General features: G+C 55.3%; 16 protein-coding genes. 4 read left to right on the forward strand and 12 right to left on the reverse strand.

What is annotated here, in order from left to right; genetic code table 11:
* Positions 1–60 precede the first annotated feature (60 nt).
* The 9 genes from N5098_RS12730 to N5098_RS12770 all read right to left on the reverse strand — a co-directional run bounded on the left by N5098_RS12730 (position 61) and on the right by N5098_RS12770 (position 11,445).
* Positions 61–474 (reverse strand): SHOCT domain-containing protein, encoded by a 414-nt coding sequence (locus N5098_RS12730; RefSeq protein WP_267638257.1) that lies wholly within the window; start codon positions 472–474, stop codon positions 61–63.
* Positions 475–542: 68 nt separating this feature from the next.
* Positions 543–1,325 carry an HAD-IIA family hydrolase gene (locus tag N5098_RS12735; protein WP_303651931.1) on the reverse strand — a complete coding sequence of 261 codons (783 nt, stop codon included), beginning with the start codon at positions 1,323–1,325 and terminating at the stop codon, positions 543–545.
* Between the two features lie 48 nt (positions 1,326–1,373).
* Entirely contained in the window at positions 1,374–2,792 is a 1,419-nt protein-coding gene (locus N5098_RS12740) for a hypothetical protein (protein ID WP_267638258.1), read from the reverse strand.
* Positions 2,789–3,520 (reverse strand): ABC transporter ATP-binding protein, encoded by a 732-nt coding sequence (locus tag N5098_RS12745; protein WP_267638259.1) that lies wholly within the window; start codon positions 3,518–3,520, stop codon positions 2,789–2,791. The genes N5098_RS12740 and N5098_RS12745 overlap by 4 nt, the downstream gene beginning before the upstream one ends.
* A 71-nt stretch (positions 3,521–3,591) precedes the next feature.
* The gene (thrS, locus tag N5098_RS12750) at positions 3,592–5,532 is read right to left on the reverse strand and encodes a threonine--tRNA ligase (RefSeq protein ID WP_267638260.1); all 1,941 of its coding nucleotides are present in this window, start codon (positions 5,530–5,532) and stop codon (positions 3,592–3,594) included.
* A gap of 198 nt (positions 5,533–5,730) precedes the next feature.
* Positions 5,731–6,525 (reverse strand): hypothetical protein, encoded by a 795-nt coding sequence (locus tag N5098_RS12755; RefSeq protein ID WP_267638261.1) that lies wholly within the window; start codon positions 6,523–6,525, stop codon positions 5,731–5,733.
* Between the two features lie 73 nt (positions 6,526–6,598).
* A complete protein-coding gene (locus N5098_RS12760) occupies positions 6,599–7,537 on the reverse strand; it encodes a segregation/condensation protein A (protein WP_267638262.1) in 939 nt (312 codons plus the stop codon).
* A gap of 20 nt (positions 7,538–7,557) precedes the next feature.
* Positions 7,558–11,130, reverse strand: a complete 3,573-nt coding sequence (gene smc / locus N5098_RS12765) for a chromosome segregation protein SMC (RefSeq protein ID WP_267638263.1) — start codon at positions 11,128–11,130, stop codon at positions 7,558–7,560.
* Between the two features lie 27 nt (positions 11,131–11,157).
* Positions 11,158–11,445, reverse strand: coding sequence for a DUF7518 family protein (locus N5098_RS12770; RefSeq protein WP_267638264.1), 288 nt, complete (start codon positions 11,443–11,445; stop codon positions 11,158–11,160).
* A 208-nt stretch (positions 11,446–11,653) separates the two neighbouring features.
* On the opposite strand from N5098_RS12770, the gene N5098_RS12775 reads away from it, so the two are divergent.
* Positions 11,654–12,301 (forward strand): DUF192 domain-containing protein, encoded by a 648-nt coding sequence (locus tag N5098_RS12775; protein ID WP_267638265.1) that lies wholly within the window; start codon positions 11,654–11,656, stop codon positions 12,299–12,301.
* Between the two features lie 12 nt (positions 12,302–12,313).
* Here N5098_RS12775 and N5098_RS12780 read toward each other — a convergent pair whose 3' ends face one another.
* Positions 12,314–13,639 carry an ATP-binding protein gene (locus N5098_RS12780; protein ID WP_267638266.1) on the reverse strand — a complete coding sequence of 442 codons (1,326 nt, stop codon included), beginning with the start codon at positions 13,637–13,639 and terminating at the stop codon, positions 12,314–12,316.
* Between the two features lie 103 nt (positions 13,640–13,742).
* Here N5098_RS12780 and hisH point away from each other — a divergent pair, with 103 nt between their 5' ends.
* Positions 13,743–14,387 (forward strand): imidazole glycerol phosphate synthase subunit HisH, encoded by a 645-nt coding sequence (hisH, locus tag N5098_RS12785; RefSeq protein WP_267638267.1) that lies wholly within the window; start codon positions 13,743–13,745, stop codon positions 14,385–14,387.
* A gap of 12 nt (positions 14,388–14,399) precedes the next feature.
* Here the strand turns inward: hisH and N5098_RS12790 are convergent, their stop codons facing one another.
* Positions 14,400–15,308, reverse strand: coding sequence for an ABC transporter substrate-binding protein (locus N5098_RS12790; protein WP_267638268.1), 909 nt, complete (start codon positions 15,306–15,308; stop codon positions 14,400–14,402).
* A gap of 4 nt (positions 15,309–15,312) precedes the next feature.
* A complete protein-coding gene (locus N5098_RS12795) occupies positions 15,313–16,509 on the reverse strand; it encodes a PGF-CTERM-anchored ABC transporter substrate-binding protein (RefSeq protein ID WP_267638269.1) in 1,197 nt (398 codons plus the stop codon).
* A 97-nt stretch (positions 16,510–16,606) separates the two neighbouring features.
* Between N5098_RS12795 and N5098_RS12800 the strand changes: the two genes are divergently transcribed.
* Positions 16,607–17,368: a cobalt-precorrin-7 (C(5))-methyltransferase gene (locus N5098_RS12800; RefSeq protein ID WP_267638270.1), complete on the forward strand. Its 762-nt coding sequence runs from the start codon at positions 16,607–16,609 to the stop codon at positions 17,366–17,368.
* Positions 17,352–18,026 (forward strand): cob(I)yrinic acid a,c-diamide adenosyltransferase, encoded by a 675-nt coding sequence (locus N5098_RS12805; RefSeq protein WP_267638271.1) that lies wholly within the window; start codon positions 17,352–17,354, stop codon positions 18,024–18,026. Before N5098_RS12800 ends, N5098_RS12805 begins: the two co-directional genes overlap by 17 nt.
* Positions 18,027–18,030 lie beyond the last annotated feature (4 nt).

The raw sequence follows: 18,030 nt of genomic DNA on the forward strand, positions 1-18,030 counted from the left end.
CTTAGGCCTTTAGGTTCAGTGACGGGTTTTCTAATGTGTTATGCCAGCAAAAGTAGACAGTTACTCGTCTTCTATCTCACGGTCTCGCTGTGTCTCCGTTCGCTCGGCGTACTGCCGGGCGTCGTGAACCGATTCGGTTTCGAGCAGCCGTTCAACCCGCCGGTCGAACTCTTCGTCACTGAACTCACCGCGTGCGTAGCGCTGTCGTAGTTCATCAAGCGCGTCTTCTGTTTCGGTGGGCCGCTCTGTGCTTCGCTCATTACGTTCGGGCTGGTCATCCGTTTCCTGATAATACTGGACGAGGGCAAGTGACAGCGGGAGCACACCCCCGAAACCGACAACAAAAACGACCCAGAATGACTCGATGCCGACAACAGACAGCCCAAACGCGACAACTAATGTGAGGCCAGTTACAGCACTGGAGACAACTTGGGCTAATGGGCTTTCTTCATCAGATGAGGACTCAGTAGCCATCTATCAGTACGCAGTAATGTGGGAGAGAGCATCAAACCGGTTTCGGTACACATAACGAGTCGGCGCGCTCAAAGCTGTGCGAGTACATCGTCTATCTCTCCAAGCGAGTCGATAACGAAGTCAGGGTCAACTGGACTGGTCTCGATGTCTGCTGTGCTGGCAATTCCTGTCTCCGTGAGCACGGTCGTCATCCCTGCACGGTCACCCATCGCAAGGTCCGTGTTGAGTCTGTCACCAACAATAAGGCACGACTCTGCCGTTGTATCAAGGCGGGAGAGAGCGAACTCCTGAGCCGTTTCAGAGGGTTTTCCCAGAATCGCGTCGGGGTCTCTCCCCAGCGTCGCAGCGACCGACCCGATCATCGAACCTGACCCCGGGATATGCCGGCCATCTTCCGCAGGGAACGTCCGGTCTGGGTCAGTACCGAGGAAGGTTCCGCCGTCGTTAACCGCATCGAGGGCTCGCTGAAGATCTTCGTATCCAAACTGGGGCGTCCACGAGGCAAGCAGTATATCCGCCTCTTCTGGGTCATCGGTTACATGAAGTTTCGCCCCGTGTAGTTGCTCACGGAGTCCCTCCGCGCCGATAACCAGAATCTCGTCGTCAGCGTGGTGCTCTCGAAGATACTGAGTCGTCACGACGCCCGAGGAGCACGCTTCGTGAGGATCCGTTGGAATACCCATTTCCGAGAGGTGAGTTGCGTATTCCGTTCCATCTCGGACTGGATTGTTCGAGAAAAAAAGCGTATCGAGGCCCGCATTTCGAAGCGTTCTGACCCCCTCGGGTGCGCCCGGAATGACAGTCCCACCACGGTATACTGTTCCGTCGAGGTCGATGATTGCGCCGTCCATACCAATCCCGTTGACCACAGCGGCATAACACCAGTGGTCACAGGATGGTTAGGATTCAGCTCTGAGCTTTCGTTGCCACCGTGAACCAACGCGACGCGAAAGCAAAACCCCGACAACTGCCGCCCCAACTGAGAGCGCAATAGCGGTGACTGTCGATGTTGTCGGTGCGGTACTGTATGAGAGCGACGTGACGAGCAATGGTGTCCCAACCATTGCAAGGGCGACACCGTAGGCAGCAAACAACGATGTCTCGAACAGCAACTCACTGGCCGAGAATCCGGTCAGGTAGGCCGTGACACCGTAGACGTAAACTGAAACAAGCGGAAAGATAACGAGGCCAATTAGGAGTTCAGAGACGGGATACCAGAGGCCAGCAACCGCAAGATAGACCACACCCATCGGAAGTGAGAGCGCAAAAAACGCCCGCCGTTTCCCACGGAAAACGGCACCTATCTCAGTGGGATAGCGAAGGTACTCTCGCGGGTCATCAGACTGTGTCACCCAATTATACGTCGTGAACGTCCCGAGGGCGAGCAACGTCCCGAAGCCGATACCAGCAGAGGGTTCGATATAGGTAGCTGCTGCGACACGGTCGAGCAAAAGCGCCGCAACCGCAAAGAGAATTCCAAGCGAGAACGCGACTTTCCACACCGACCCGCTCGAACGTGTTACCTCCAGCAGCGGCCGTGCAGTCATCCCATCCCCAAGCGAGCGAAGTTGTTTGAATCGGTCGGATTCGATTCGTCTGACGCTCCTGTCCGACGAGGGTTCAAAGGCCAGCGGACCTGCTACAAGTAAAACGAGCAACGGCACAAACCCGTTGGCAACCGCTGCCATCGAACGGTCAAGATACGAACCGTACGGCGTGTACGCTACAAGCTCTACTGGTCCGGCGATAAACCCAGCACCAAGCGCTGCTAGAATCGCCAAAACGGCACCGCGACTCCGGCTTGCTACCCCGGCAACTGTGAGGCTCATCGCCGCCCCGAACGCAAACGTTCCAGTCACGGTCAACCAAAGTAACGCAAGATTTGTCGCCGACAGCTCACCAACAAACACCAGCGGAACGAAGCCAGTAACGATGGGCGTCAGAAAGAACAAGAAATAGTAGACGAGGTCCTTAATCAAAAAGATAGAAAGGAGTCGGCGAAGCGAGATAGGTAGCGTGCGAGCAGAAAAGACGAGCAGCGTCATATCCCCGAGAACATCACGCATCGCGTCTCGGCCGATAAGGCCTGCAGTGCCAACTTGCAGGCCAAAAAAGAAGACAACGAGATGGATGCCAGCGACAACGGTATCCATCGAGGTGCCGGTCAAGCCGAGGAGCCACGTGGCCCCAGTAACCACAATCATGATAAAGACTGGAAACACCGCGAACCGACGCGTCCCAAACAATGACGTGTGCATCCGAAACTCCTCGATGAGCATCCGCCAGAACAGACCGCCTGTGAACCCGCTGTTGGTCACGACCGACCAGCCTCCACGGGTTCTCTGTCTCCAACCTCGGTAGCAAACGTCTCTAACAATCCATTCTCTTCGAGCGCCTGTGGGTCCCGCTCAGTGACGAGTTCGCCGTCAGCGATTATTCCGACTCGGGTACAGAGGTCCTCGGCGACCTCCATGAAATGTGTCGATAAAAAGAGCGTGTTTCCGGCCTCACAGTACGACGTGAGAATGTCTTTGACCTCCGCTTGCATCAAGGGGTCGAGATTGACAAGCGGCTCGTCGATAAAGACTAGCTCCGGTTCGTGAATAAACACCTGCGCGAGCATGACTCGCTGTCGTTCACCTTCCGACAGGTCTGTCGAGAGCGTATCGAGTATCCCTCGGAATTCGAGCTTTCCCGACCACTCTTCGATTCGAGCGTCGATATCTGAGATGTCGCGCACGTCACCAACGAACTGAAGATACTCTCGTGGCGTCAGAAAGCTTGGTGGGTCTTCCCGTTCGGGCAAAATCCCGACCGAACGCCGGACATCGAGTGGATTCTCGACCGGGTCGGTATCGAGGACCGACACAGAGCCCGACGTTGGGATGCGTTGACCGGTGAGAATCTCGATTGTGGTGGTTTTTCCGGATCCGTTCGGTCCCAGAAGGCCGTACAGTTCACCCCGGTCGACAACCAGATCGAGGCTGTCGAGTGCGCATATGTTGCCGTACTGCTTCGCCAAGCCCTTCGTCTCGACTGCTGGCATTACCTTCTAGCTATGCGTGTGGGTACTTATACTGTGGCCGTAAGCTCGTAGAATTGATAGCGGTCTGGGCCCTACTGCAGGAAGTCCGGTTCGATGCGTTTGTTGCCGACTTCGTCTTCAAGATGGGCCCGAAACTCGTCGACTGAGAAGTCTTTCTGTTGGTTTTCAAACCGGTCACGAACCGAAACCGTTCCCTCATCTTCCTCGTCGTCGCCAACGATAATCATGTACGGGACGCGGTCATCGTGGGCTGCCTGGATTTTCTTGCCCACAGTCCATGAACGGTCCTCGATTTCGACTCGGAACTCGCCGAGGTCGGCGTTTTTGAGTCGCTTGGCGTAGCCGATATTGTCGTCAGAAACCGGGAGGATACGGACCTGCTCGGGCGCAAGCCACGTCGGGAAGTCACCGCCGAAGTGCTCTATCATCACGCCCATGAACCGCTCGAAACTGCCAAGCAGCGCTCGGTGGACCATCACCGGCTGGTGGTCCTCGTTGTCTTTGCCGACGTAACTCAAATCGAGGCGCTCCGGGATGTTGAAATCGAGTTGCACCGTGCCGATAGTCCACTCACGCCCAAGTGCGTCGCGTGCGTCTAACCCGATTTTTGGCCCGTAAAACGCTGCCTCGCCGGGTTCAACATCGTAGTCAAGGCCGATAGATTCAAGCGAGTTTCGCAGTCCCTGCGTTGCTTCGTCCCAGATATCGTCGCTACCGACCGCGTTGTCGCCTTTGGTCTCCAGTTTGTACAGAACTTCGAAGTCAAACAGACTATAAATCTCTTCAATTATTTTGAGTGTCTGAGTGATTTCTTCTTCAATCTGGTCACGGCGGATAAACGCGTGGCCGTCGTCTTGGGTCAGCCCGCGAACGCGCAGGAGTCCCGACAACTCGCCGGACTGCTCGTTACGATAGACGGTTCCAAACTCGGAGAACCGGACCGGAAGGTCACGATAGGAGTACTGCCCCTCCGAGTAGATATGAGCGTGGTTCGCACAGTTCATCGGCTTGAGACCATACTCGGTCTCGTCTTGGTCCCACGCAAACATTTCGCCTTCCTCTTTGAATGCCTCGTAGTGGCCAGTCGGTTTCCAGAGTTTTGCCTTATTCAACTCGGGCGTCCAGACCTCGTCGTAGCCAAGTTCCTCGTTTTTGTCTCTGATATACTCCTCTAGCTCGCGACGAATCTGCATCCCATTGGGGTGATAATGCGCACAGCCTGGCGAGTGGTCCGGGACCGAAAACAAGTCCATCTCTTGGCCGATTTTGCGGTGGTCGCGCTCCTCGGCCTCCTTGCGACGCTGAATGAACGCTTCTAAGTCGTCCTCGCTTTCAAACGCCGACCCGTAGACTCGAGTGAGTTGGTCGTTTTCCTCGTCGCCACGCCAGTAAGCGGCAGACATCTCCAGCAGCGTTATTGCTCCGATTTCGCCGGTCGAGTCGACATGAGGGCCTTCACACAGGTCTTCCCAGTCATCCTGAATGTAGAACGAGACAGTCTCTTCGCCGCTGGCCTCGTTTTCCAGAATGCCCTGCTTGTAATGGTTGTCTTCGTACTGCTCGACAGCCTCCTCATGGGGCCGTTCGACGCGTTCTAGCTCGTAATCTTCCTCAACGATGTCGACCATTTCAGCCTCGATTTTGTCGAGGTCTTCCTCATCGAGGTCGACACCTGAGATGTCGTAGTAGAAACCGTCGTCGGTCGACGGACCAATAGCAAGCTTTGCCTCGGGATAGTGTCGGTGAAGGGCTTGGGCAAAGACGTGAGCGCCTGTATGACGGAGCACGTCAAGATACTCAGCGCTATCTTCGGTGACAATCTCAATCCGACAGTCTTCGGTCAGCGGAGTCGCTTTGTCGACGAGGTCGCCGTCGACGACGCCAGCGATTGTATCCTGCCCCAGTCCAGGGCCAATTTCGAAGGCGACATCCTCGACCGTTGCACCGCGCTCAACTTCTAGCTCCGAGCCGTCTGGTAGGACGACAGTTATGGTAGACGCTTGTTGTGACATCTGTATACCTCCCCCGAGAGAACCGTATCGGGGCTGTGCTGATGCCGTGGCTGGTCGGGCGGCCCACGGCAGAACTGACAGGTGTCGCTCACAGCGGGCCTGTAAAACGGACACCTACCATCATGTCATCCCTTTTCCGGTCCCCGGTCAAAAAGATTGCGCTCGCAAATCTGTGTCCTGTTTCCGCCCCACAGCCACTCACGATTTGTCTGAGTCGGCAATAAAGGCCCTCGTGTTGGCGTCAACCTCATGGATGAACGAGTTATCAGGGCTCCATTCAGAGATGGTCTCGTTACTAATTGAGACTGTCAGTGTTTCTCCGGCTCCGACAGTGAACCGAACCGGTTCCGGTCTTCCCTCGCCACGTGACGCGGTTGTACATCGGAAGATACCGTCGCGACTCCCTCGGTTTTCAACTGCAAGCTCCAGGTTCGTCTTTCCGTTTTGCTCTCCGATGTCTGCCGATGTCAGATGGAACTCGGGGGCAACATCGAACGAACTGACCAGTTCTTCCGGAACACGCCAGCTCGGGCTAATTCCTCGTGTAAACCGAACACTGGCCGATTCAGCCGTGCCGATAGGCATCCCCAACCCAACCTCTTCGCTATTCTCAGTTATCGCGATAGCCGTGGGAATTTCCGTCCCTGACACGGCTGTCTCACCGTTGGTTTCAAGAACAAGGTTCGAACCGATGTCGTCGCTTTGTATCCTATTAGCTGAGATAGACACCCGAAGAAACTGGCCGTCCTCTGGTTCGTACACTCTATTATTTTGGCGAGGGGCGATAATCGAACGGCGGAGTTGGGTCGCAGTCACGCGTAGCGTGCCACCGTCAGCCTCGACGATGCTACCATTGTCTACCGTAACACCGCTGCTTTCGGCACTCCCGACAGCAACACGCTCAGTCCCGATGTCAGTATCGTCATCAAGACATCCTGCTGATACCGTGCCAACTGTTGTACTCGCCACCGCGAGAAACGACCGGCGGTCCATGCCATATCTTCCAACAGCACTCTCATATACCTGTTGGCAGTGAGAATAGAGTGCCTTCTGGCGGTCCTAAATATTAGTCTGCGAGCGCCTCGCCGGAAGCCGTCGTGGCGTTGGGGTCCTGTATCCAAAGATCGCCAAAGAGATCGTCTTGCTGGAGGCGAATCTGACCACGGTGTGAGAGAAAGAGCAAGCCGAGGTACGTCTCGACCCGCGACCCGCCAACTTCGGCCACTTCTTGAAAAAGGACCTCGGTTCGACCCTGATCGTACTGCTCTCGAACAGTGGCGTACACGTCGTCGATGATAACGTCGATTTCTTCACCGTGTGCCTTTTCAGTCACGTCAGCTTCAGTCGGTTCGTCGTCCATCCGAAACTGGTCGGCCGAGCGATAATCTAGTTCCTGCGTGCCGCGGTTGTACTGCTCGGGAGAGTCGCTAGTGTCGTACTCACGGGACTCTTTCCACCAGTTGTCTCGTTCTGCCTCGCGGAGGTCACGGACCAGTTCGTCGAGCGTCTGTGGCATCCCGCGTGCTCGTTTTCGCTCTAGCCGTCGGTCCATCTCCTCTTCGAGCGTGGCGAATGGGTCTGGCTCGTCCAGTGGTTCGTCACCAGCCATAGCCTGTTCCCATGGCTCGGGAGCCTGCTCGTCGTCCTCATCATCGGAGAGCATCGCGTCACTTTTCATCCGAAGGAGGACACTCGCATAAAAGAGCGCGCGCCCAGAGGACCCGAGGTCAGCCCTGTCTACCCGGTCGAGGAATTTGTCGGTCACTTCTACGATATCGATATCCCAAGGGTCAATGTCTCCGTCCTCGGCAAGTTGGACCAGAACCTCGACCGGTTCGACTTCTTCGTCGTCTGGCTCTCTGTCTCCACTCTCTTCGGTGGGGCTTTTAGTACCAGTCGACTCCGCGTCGGTCTCGTCGGCATCAAACAGCTCAGTTGAGTCCTCAGCGGGCGGGTCACGCTCGTCGTGTCCAGTGATGTCCAGTGGAATCTCTGAATCAGTCACGGTTGCCACCCCATAGCGAGTTAATCATCGGCTGGTACCTCCGACCCGCCTGAGAGGTCGATTCCGGTCACTGCAGAGACATTGTTCTCTTGCATCGTCACTCCGATTGCGCGCTCAGACCGTTCGAGCATCGCCGACCGGTGAGAGACGACAACAAACTGGGCCTCTCCCGCGAGTTCATCGACAAGTTCACCGACGAGTTCTGCGTTCGCTGCATCGAGGAATGCATCAACCTCGTCCAGCGCGTAGAACGGTGCCGGGTTGTGACGCTGGATTGCGAAAATAAATGCAAGTGCAGTCAACGATTTCTCACCGCCACTCATGGCGTTAAGCCGCTGAATCGGCTTATCTCCCGGTTGGGCTTTCATTGTTAGCCCACCCTCGAATGGGTCAGCCTCACTTTCGAGGTGCAGTTGTCCGGTGCCGTCCGAGAGACGTTCGAAGATTGTTTGAAACTGCTCGTCGATTGCCGTGTAAGATTCCATGAACGTCTCTTTTTTGCGCGCTTCGAATTTGTCGATGCGGTTGCGAATGCCATCGGCCTCTTCGACGAGCGTCGCTTTCTTGTCTTGGAGCTCAGACAGTTCCTCTTGGACCGTATCGTACTCCTCAATTGCGAGCATGTTGACTGGTTCAAGCGCAGACATCTCGCCTTCGAGCCGGGCAATCTCTGCTTCGACTTCGTCGTGGTCGGGGACCTCCTCGGGATCGTAGTCTCCGACCTCGCTTTCGAGTTCCGTTATCTCCCAGTCAAGTGTCTCTTTGTCCTGACGCAACTCCGTGAGCTCTGTCTCAGTTTCTGAGACACGCTCTTTGGCTTCGTCGCGTTGTGTCCGTGCCTCGTCGACATCCTTGCGAAGCGATTCTCGCTCGGATTTGAGCTCGGCGAGTTCCGCTTCGAGCTCTGCCACTTCTGTTTCCTTTTCGTCGAGTTCAGTTTCCTTGTCTGTGATTGTCGCTTCGAGAGTCTCGATTTGTGCCTCGGCGTCGGCTTTGCGGTTCTGTGCGTCTTCGATTGTCTCGTTGCGTTCCTCGATTGCTTCTTCGGCGTACTCTTTTTCGAGCGTTACCTGGTTGAGTTCGCTTTCGATGTCGTCAATACGAGCGTTCGCGTCATCGATTTCTTCCCGAATTGATTCCGCTTTTGCCGTCAGCTCCGGCAGTTCCGAATCTGCCACCTCGGCCTCCAGTTCGTCGATAGCTGACTGGATTATGGCGATAGCTTCGTTCTGGTCGGCAATTGCCGCTTCGAGCTCATCCATCTTGTCCGAGACCTCCTCACGGTCGGTCTCAATTTCGTCGAGTTCGTCAGTTAGCCGTGTGATTCGAGACTCTGTTTCGGCGACCTCGCTTTCGCGTTTCTCGATATCGGACTCGATTTCTCGAACCTGCTCGGCAGCCTCAGTTTCGCGGTCACGAGCGTCTTCGAGTCTGTCCTCAAGTTCACGAACCTCTGTCCGGACCGACTGTCGCTTCTCTTCGAGTTCGTTGATACGGGCCGCAACTCGTTCGAGTTGGCCATCGGTCCCCTCAAACGAGTAGCGAGACCCTTTCTTTGACCCACCCGTCATCGCCCCCGACTTCTCGACGAGGTCGCCATCCAGCGTGACAATGCGGAAATTACCCATCAGTTCACGGGCCGTCTCGATGGTGTCGACGACAAGGGTGTCGCCGAGTACATACGAGAAGATACCTGCGTACTCCCGCTCGAAATCAACGAGATTGTACGCGAAATCAACGACACCCTCGTGGTCGGGCAGGGACGGCAACGAACGTTGACTCATCTTCGTGATAGGCAAGAACGTTGCCCGCCCCGCGTTGCGGGATTTAAGAAATTCAATACAGCGTTGGCCCACCTGGTCGTCATCAGTCACGACGTTCGCCAGTCGTCCACCAGCAGCTGTCTCACACGCTGTTGCGTACTGATTCGAGACACTCCCGAGCTGGGCGACAGTTCCGTGAACACCGTCGACACCGGCGTTTAGAATGGCGGTCACTGCGCGACCATATGAGCTATCGCCCGACTGTCCCGCCTTGGCTTCGAGTTCTGCGTACTCTTGTTGTGCGGCGTTGAGTGTGTCCTCGATATCATCAAGGTCGCCTTGCCGCTCTCGTTTCTCGATTCGCAAGTCGTCTACCACTTTCCCGATTGTCTCGTGGTTCTCGTTTGCTTTTTCGAGTTCTACTTCGAGGTCCTCGATATCCGCTTTTATTTTTGGAATCTGTGCCGTTGCTTCTTCAATTGCCTCTTGCTTTTCGCGTTTCTCTGAAGATCGCCGACGAGCCTCATCGAGCAGCCGATCTTGCTCGCGCTGGAGGTCGTTTTTCTCTGCTTTTGCTGCCTCTAGTTCCTCTTTTTTGCTCTGGAGGTCGTTTTTGACTTCCTCGAACTCCTCGCCAACGTCGTCGATACGAGCCTCGACTGCGTCGAGTGACTGCTCTTTTTCCTGAACGTCAGCGGCAATAGATGACTTCTCAACTTTCAGCTCTCGGATATCACCTTCAAGCTCATCGAGTTCTTCTTGTTTGCGGTCAATCTCGACAAATGCCTGCTTTCGGTCGCTTTCGGCGTCTTCAATACGGGCCTGTTGTGACTCGATTTTGTCTTCGAGGCGGGCAATATCACCTTTTATTTCTTCCATCTCGCGCTTGATGGCGAGTTGCTCGTCTTCGCCTTTGCGCTCAATTTCGCCGTTGAGATGGTCCAGTTCGCTTTCAAGTCGCATCAGTTCACCCTGATGCTCGTCGAGGGTCGACTGGCGCGTTTCGAGTGTCTCGGTTGTCTCCGTAATAGTATCCTCGACAGTGGCAAGCTCCTCGCGTTTCGTTTCAAGCTCGGCCGCCTTACGATAGCTCTCGTATGTTTCTTTCTCTTCTCTGAGAGTCTGATACTGGAGGGCAGTCTGGCGTTCGTCTTCGAGTTGGTCGAGGCGGTCAGTTTTTTCTTCAATACGGAGTTCAGCCTCTTCGATTCGGTCCTCGACGACATCGAGTTCCTCGAAGGCGGCGTCTTTCTTTTCGTCAAATTGTGCAACGCCGGCGATTTCGTCGATAATCTCTCGCCGCGTTCCGGGCGTCATGTTGATTATCTCAGTTACGTCGCCTTGCATCACGACGTTGTAACCTTCAGGTGTGATGCCTGCTTGTGCAAGCAACTCTTGGATATCCGAAAGGTTCACCGACCGCCCGTTGATGTAGTAATAAGAATAGTAGTTTTCTTCAGTCTCTTTGACCCGGCGTTTGACCTGAATTTCGTCGACATCGCCAATATCCTCGGTGCCAGCAGCGTTGATAACCTGGGACCGCTCCAGTGTCCGGTCGGAGTTGTCAAAGATTACTTCGACGCTTGCCTCGCGCTGTCCCTGAAATGATTCGCCATCTTGGTGACCCGGATTGTAAATGAGGTCCGTGAGTTTCTCAGCTCGGATACCTGAGGTTCGGGCTAAGCCAAGCGCGAACAGAATTGAGTCGATGACGTTCGACTTTCCCGAGCCGTTTGGGCCAGTTACAGTCGTGAAGTCCTCGTAGAATGGGATTCGGGTTTTCTGTCCGAAACTCTTGAAATTATCGAGGACGAGCTCTTTAATGTACATAGGGATGCTCGCGGAGTGACGACGGCCTCACGCGATGATGATATCGTCTTCCGTCTCCTCCGTGTTATCTTCCTCGTCGTATGCCTCGCTTTTAGTTGCTTCGCCTGTGTCCGGCGATTCTTCGGTTTGAGGCGGGTCGGCTGCTGTCGTCTCGTCGCTTGACGATTCGGGAACGAATCCAAGCTGGTCGTCGACTGCACCCTCCAGCTCGCGGATTCGGACCTTGGATTCGACCAATTCGTCGGTCAGCCCTTCGACCGAGGCCTCAAGTTCCTGAACTCGTGCTTCAAGTTCCTCGACTCTGTTGCCACACATACTAATCATCGTTCCTGCCGTCGCATATAAACATACGTCAGACAATGATGTTCGATCTTACACATATCTCTGTAGGGTTGTCTGGAAAGCTTCGCAGTGTAGAACATAGTTGTGACTGGCACGTTCGATACAAGCAAAACGGCGACCACAAACAGACGTGTTCAGCCGAGGGAACACATTTTATTTGAGTCCAACAGAAAGTAGAGCTATGAGCGACCCCCGGCGACGGACCCTACTTACGATGGTTGTGTCAGTCGGACTTGCTGGATGCCTAAACGAGACCGACGACTCCTCTAACTCTAGGGACCCGTCCCCGACAGAGAGTCCCTCGTCGGCGACGGCGACGGCGACAGCGGACCCATCAACGCCAACGCCAACCCCAACGGAAAACGAGTCGGATACGACAACACCACCTGAGAAAGCCACGCAAACGCCGACAGAAGGGACCGACAGAGAGATATTCTCCGACTACGAGATGGAAACAGTCTCGGTACAGACGACCGGGGGAGAGGGGTTGGGTTCAGTTCGTGCCGCTATCGCAGATACGCCATCTCTTCGGCAGACTGGCCTCAGCGATACTGAAACCCTCCCGGAGAACTATGGGATGTTGTTTGTCTTCGATTCTGTTGATGACTGGACGTTCATAATGCCGGATATGGATTTTGGCATCGATATTATTTATGCCGATGCTACGGGCGAGATTACGACGATTCATCATGCACCTAAACCCGGTCCCGACGAGGATGGAAGCGAACAAGAGTACCCCGGACGGGGCCAGTATGTCCTCGAAGTGAACAAAGAATGGACAACAGAACGCGGCGTCGAAAGAGGAGATATTCTCGATTTCCAGCTGTGACCAATTAGCCGTTTAATCGTGGCTGTGGTCGCTTCCGTCACTGTCGAAGCTTCCACCTGCGACCAAGGCGTCGTGGTCTCCTTCAATCATATCGAGATTTTTGAGTGTGTCACGTTCCTCGAAATCCTCGACCGCATCGACGAGGTCTTGCTGTGTGAGGGTTGTCCGTTCTTCGGTCAATGCTTCGAGAACAGCTTCACGAAGCACGAGCCGAAGGTCGCTTCCGGTAAGCCCCTGTGTCAAGTCGGCTATCTTGTCGGGTTCGAAGTCGACAATATCCATCTCTTCGGTGACAATACGCAGGATATCAGCCCGCATCGGCGAGTCGGGTTTCGGGAAGTTTACAATCTCGTCAAACCGCCGCCAAGCTGCCGCATCAAGCTGGTCTGGGTGGTTGGTTGCCCCAATAAGCAACACCTCGTCGCGAATGAGCGATACCTCGTCGATGCTTTTTAACAGTGTATTAACTGCGCGTTTGATTGCAGCGTGTTCGTCACTGGCACGAGTCTTGGCCACGAAATCAAACTCGTCGATGAACAGGATACACGGCGAGAGACGTTTGGCAACTTCGAATGTCTTCTCGACGTTTTTAGCTGTCTCCCCGAGATACTGGCTTGTAATCATCGACAGTTTGACTTCGACACTTGGCAGCCCAAGTTTACTGGCGAGTGCGCGTGCGACAGACGTTTTTCCCGTTCCGGGCGGTCCAACGAACAGGAGTTTTCCGATTTCACGCAGGCCAACGTTCGCAAGGTACTCCCGGTGTTCGATGGCCTTAACGATTTTTTGAATTTCGCCTTCCTGTTCGCTCGTGAGGACGATATCGTCGAGTGATAGCTCGATTTCCTCCGGTGCGCGAACGTCGACGAGGTCGAGCATCTCGTCTTCTTCGTCTTCGTCAAAGTACTCGTCGAGCAGAGCATCGATGAACGCTCTGTCTGCTCGGGCTGGTCGGTTGCTGTCGCGAGCAAGGTCGTAGCTCACGTCGTGCTCGTCTTCATATTCCGCAGCAAGGACTGGATTCTCGGCAAGTTGGGCCTCTTCGGCGTGATTGAGATACCACTCCGCTGCCATCGAGCGGTCGGTAAACTCTAGACTCCCAGAGAAGTTGTCGTGGTCAGTAAACATGAGTCCCGAAACTGCTTCCCACGGCCGGTCGACACCGGTCGCCTGTGACGCTGTGTCGACCGTGACCGAAAGGGGTCGTTCAATTGAGCCTTCACTCCAGAAGGGTGCTCGGTAGGACGGTGGCAGGTCGTCAGAGTCGAACTCTTGGTTTTCAGTGTACGTAAGCGCCGTCAGCATGAACTCAACGACAGCAAAGTCCGAATCGGTCATTGCTCAATGGCTTGGTTGTGGGCAGGAATAAGTCAATCGAACTTCGGATTGGGAGCTCAAAGCAAAGCGAACTCACTTACAGGTCGCTCCGTTAGTGCTCAACATGAGCATGCGACAGACCGCAGCCGAGGTTGCAGTTGTCGATTACGGTCTGGGGAATCTCCGGAGTGTCACGCGAGGCCTCGAACGAGCGGGGGCTGCTGTCGATGTGACCGACGAAATGGATGCCATCGCTGCGGCGGATGGCATTGTGCTCCCCGGCGTTGGGGCGTTCAGCGAGGGGATGGAAAACGCTGGGCCGTTCCGTGACCTGCTCGTCGAGGAGGCGGAGGCCGGAACGCCGCTCTTTGGAATCTGCCTTGGGATGCAGATGTTACTCTCCTCTAGCGAGGAAGCGGAGTACGCTGGTGAGGGCGAAGCGCGCGGCCTTGGGCTTATTCCGGGAACAAATCGCCGCTTTCCTGAAACAGTCAAAATACCGCAGATGGGCTGGAATACACTGACTGTCCAGCGCGACCACCCACTTGTGGACGGAGTCAACGGCGAGTACGCGTATTTTGTTCACTCATACTATGCCGACCCCGAAAATGCGGACGCTGCCGTCGCAACAACGGACTACGGCGTCGATTTCCCAAGCATCATCGCCAACGAGCGTGGGAACGTCTTCGGGACTCAGTTCCATCCTGAGAAATCTGGCGAGACAGGACTGCAGATTCTACGAAACTTTGTCGACCTCTGTACAGAGTGAGAGTCGGCTGGTTTACTCCGCGGTCGTCGGTAACTGTTGTACACCAGCAGACTCTGTCGGCTTGCCAAACGTCTCAGGATGAAAGACAGCCGCGAGATGTTCAACCGCGTCGACAAGGCGTGGTGTCCACCGTGTCAAGTAGGCGCTTCCGTCAAGTGCATAGACACGCTCTTCTTTGACTGCCTGTAGCTCGTGCCATTCTTGATGCTCCGTGAGTTCGTACAGTTGGCGGTGTGTCCGTTCGAGGTTGAACCCACAGGGAGCGACAACGATGACCGCAGGGTCGAGCGCCAACAGCCGGCCCCAGTCGATTGGAACAGAGTCTTCGCCAGAGGCAATGATTCCATACTCGCCGCCGGCGGCTTCGACCACATCGGGGACCCAACGCCCAGCCTGTCGAAGCGGGTCTAACCACTCTAAAACCGCTGTCCGGGGTCGACTTTCATCGGGAAGACGACGGTTTACAGTCTCGATACGCTCTCGAAGTGACCCAACTAGCTCTGTCGCCTCTGTATCAGCACCAGTAGCTGCTCCAACGTCACGGATGCAGTCGAAAACGTCCTCAAGTGTGCTCGCCTGTAACGCAAGCACGTCGGGGTCAGACTGGAGGTCTGTCAGCGTCTCATCGACGAGTATCTCGTCGACTGCACAGACGCCACAGACCCCCTGCGTGATAATAAGGTCGGGTTCTACGGCGTCGATAGTCGCTGTCTCCATCTCGTAGAGGTGGCCGTCAGCGGTCGCCGACCGAACTTGCTCATGCCTCTCAGCGCTTTCCTCCGCGTCCACTTTAGACACGTCAATTGTCGGGAGGTCCGTCGCTGCCGGCGGGTAATCACAGGAATGTGAGACTGCCACCGGCTCAATTCCGAGGGCGTACAGGATTTCGGTTGAGGACGGCGAGGTTGAGATAACTCTCATCCCGTCAAGAACCTCTGCGGAGACGGCTCGTGCCCAGTGCCATAACCGAAAGCACGACTGCGCCAAGAGCAACAGCGATGCCGAACCCGGAACCGTCATCGTCGCTATTCGAATCCGACACAGGAGTCTCTGTTGGCTCGTCAGTTGCTGTCGGCTCGTCGGTTGCCGTCATCTCTGGCGTGCTCGGCTCCTCGGTCGACGTGGTTTCTGGTGTCGCTGTCTTCTGTGGCGTTTCCGTTGCTGTCGGCGTCGACTCCGCCGCATCGACTGCTTCAGCGTACGCCTCGGGGTGGAACGTCTGTGCAAGTTCCGTGATCGAGTAGATGATTCGTGGCGCTGGACGGTTGAGTGTAGTTATATCGACAATGACTGTCTGGTCTTGTTTCACAGCAGCCGTCTGGTTGTAACCTTCACCGTTGGGCACCTCGGGCGAATCCGAATTGAGGACAATCCACTCCGGGTTCTCTGACAGAACAATTTCCTCGTTTACCGGCTGGTACCCTTCAATACCTGCATCAGCTGCAATGTTGTTCCCGCCAGCAGTTTCGAGAATTTCGTGAATGTGGGTTCCAGTACCCGTCGTGTATCCGTAGAACGTGTAAAGTACGTCTGTTTTTTCTTTGCTTTCAACCGCGTTTTCGACAATTTCGAGCTGTTCATCCATCCAGTCGACCGTTTCCTGTGCCCCTTCACACGCACCAACGAGCTGGCCCGTTTCGAGCGTTCGCTGTCGAACCTCGTCAATAGAGCCGGCGGTTGGGTACGCATAGACAGTCAGTCCGGCGTCACGGAGTGTTTTGACATCTTCTTTTGTTGTAACCGTCGACAGTGGTGCGAGGACGATATCGGGCTGCATGTCGATGACGATTTCGTGACTAATTGTCTGCCCCTCGTTCGAGATATTCTGCCGCTTTGCAGCGCCTTCAAGATTCGAGGCATGTTTCGTCACGCCTGTCACCTTTTCTTTTGCGCCAATTTCCCACATCGTCTGGGCAGCACTCGGGTTGAGTGTCACAACAGAGTCGGGTTCTTCTTCGACGGTTACCTCTGTTCCTGTGGCGTCTGTCTGTGTAACCGGAAACTCACACTCCGGTGCTTCCTGCCCCATCGTTGTATCGGTAGCGATACCGGCCCCCGTCACGGTACCAACTATTCCGACAGCCAATACGACCGTCAGCACGATGCTGATTGCTCGTTTCACGCCCAACCGTTGCGAGTAAAGCAATAAATATTTACTTATCTCAAATCTATTTGACTGCGTGTTAGTTCAGACACAGATGAGGGGGAGCTAGTGCCAGATGAGTGAGCCAAACCCCGCACGAATTGCGGACAGTCAGCCGGAGCATGATGTCACGGGCGACGTGGTTCATGCAGTTGGTGTCGGTCCAGGAGACACATCGTTTCTGACCGATAGAGCGATGACATTGGTCGAACAGGCAGACGTTGTCGTCGGGTTCGAAACAGTTACCGACTGTATTAAGGACCTAACTGGTGCCGAAATACTGGCATGTAGTTACGACGACCAGACGGCAGTCCTCACGCAGTTTGGCCGCCGGGTAGCTGACGGTGCAAGCGGTGTTGCAGTACTCTGGGGTGACCCCAACGTGTCGGGGTATCAGTTCCTTGGTCGTGTCGAGAAGGCAGTCGACGACCCTGTCAAGGTGATTCCAGGCGTCTCGTCGGTGCAAATTGCTGCTTCACGGGCACGAACGCCGCTCGAACAGGCGACGTTTGCCAGCCTCCACCGACGCGGCGAGGTTGTCGATGACCTCGACCGCCTCGCTGACGCGGCAACGGATGGTCGACACCTCATCGTCATCGTCCGGCCCTACGACTGGATGCCCCAAGATATCGCGGCAGGGTTGGTCGAACGGGGCGTCCAATCGGACCGGCCTGCGCTAGTCTTAGAGGAACTCACCCTGCCAGACGAATCAATCGAGCAGACGACAGTCGGCGGTCTCGCTGCGACCGATGGCAAAAAATCATATTCCGACCGGTCAATACTCGTCGTACGAACAAAAACAAATGACAGAGAACACACACATGGAACACAAAGATAACCAACAGGCATCTGAAGAACCAAACGCAGTCCAAGAGCGAGAGATTACACCATCGACACCCGAGGAGTTCGGTCTTGTCCAAGCGTGGTGGGGAGATGGGAAAGGAAAGACGACAGCCGCTCTCGGCATGGGCTTTCGAGCGGCTGGACAGGGGTATCGAGTTCACCTCTTGCAGTTCATGAAAGGCGGAGCAGACAGTGTAGAAGACGTTCGCGGGGAGTACAACGCTATCGCAGCAATGCCAGCCATCTCCTACGAAAACGCCGGGCATTACGGATGGCACGGTCGCCTCGACAACTCTAGCGACGAAGACCACGAGTCGGAAGCGACGGCTGGCCTAAAGCGGGCCACAGAGCTACTCGACGCAGCTTCTGAGAGCGACCTGAAATCGTCGTTCCCGCTTGACAGCGACCCGGAAGACGGTGTTCATATGCTGATTCTGGACGAAATCCTGTACGCGGCAAATCGAGGGCTTGTCGACCCCGAGGACGTACTCGGTCTCATCGAACGAAAGCCCGCTAATCTTGAGCTTGTCCTCACCGGCAGCCACGACAGCCCAGAGTTCCTTTATGACCACGCCGACCTCGTCACCGAGGTTGGCAAAGAGAAACACCCCATCGGGCAAGGGCAACCAGCACGGAAAGGTACCGAGTTCTAACTGC

The organism is Halovenus rubra (assembly GCF_026586665.1).
GTDB classification, from domain to species: Archaea; Halobacteriota; Halobacteria; order Halobacteriales; family Haloarculaceae; genus Halovenus; species Halovenus rubra.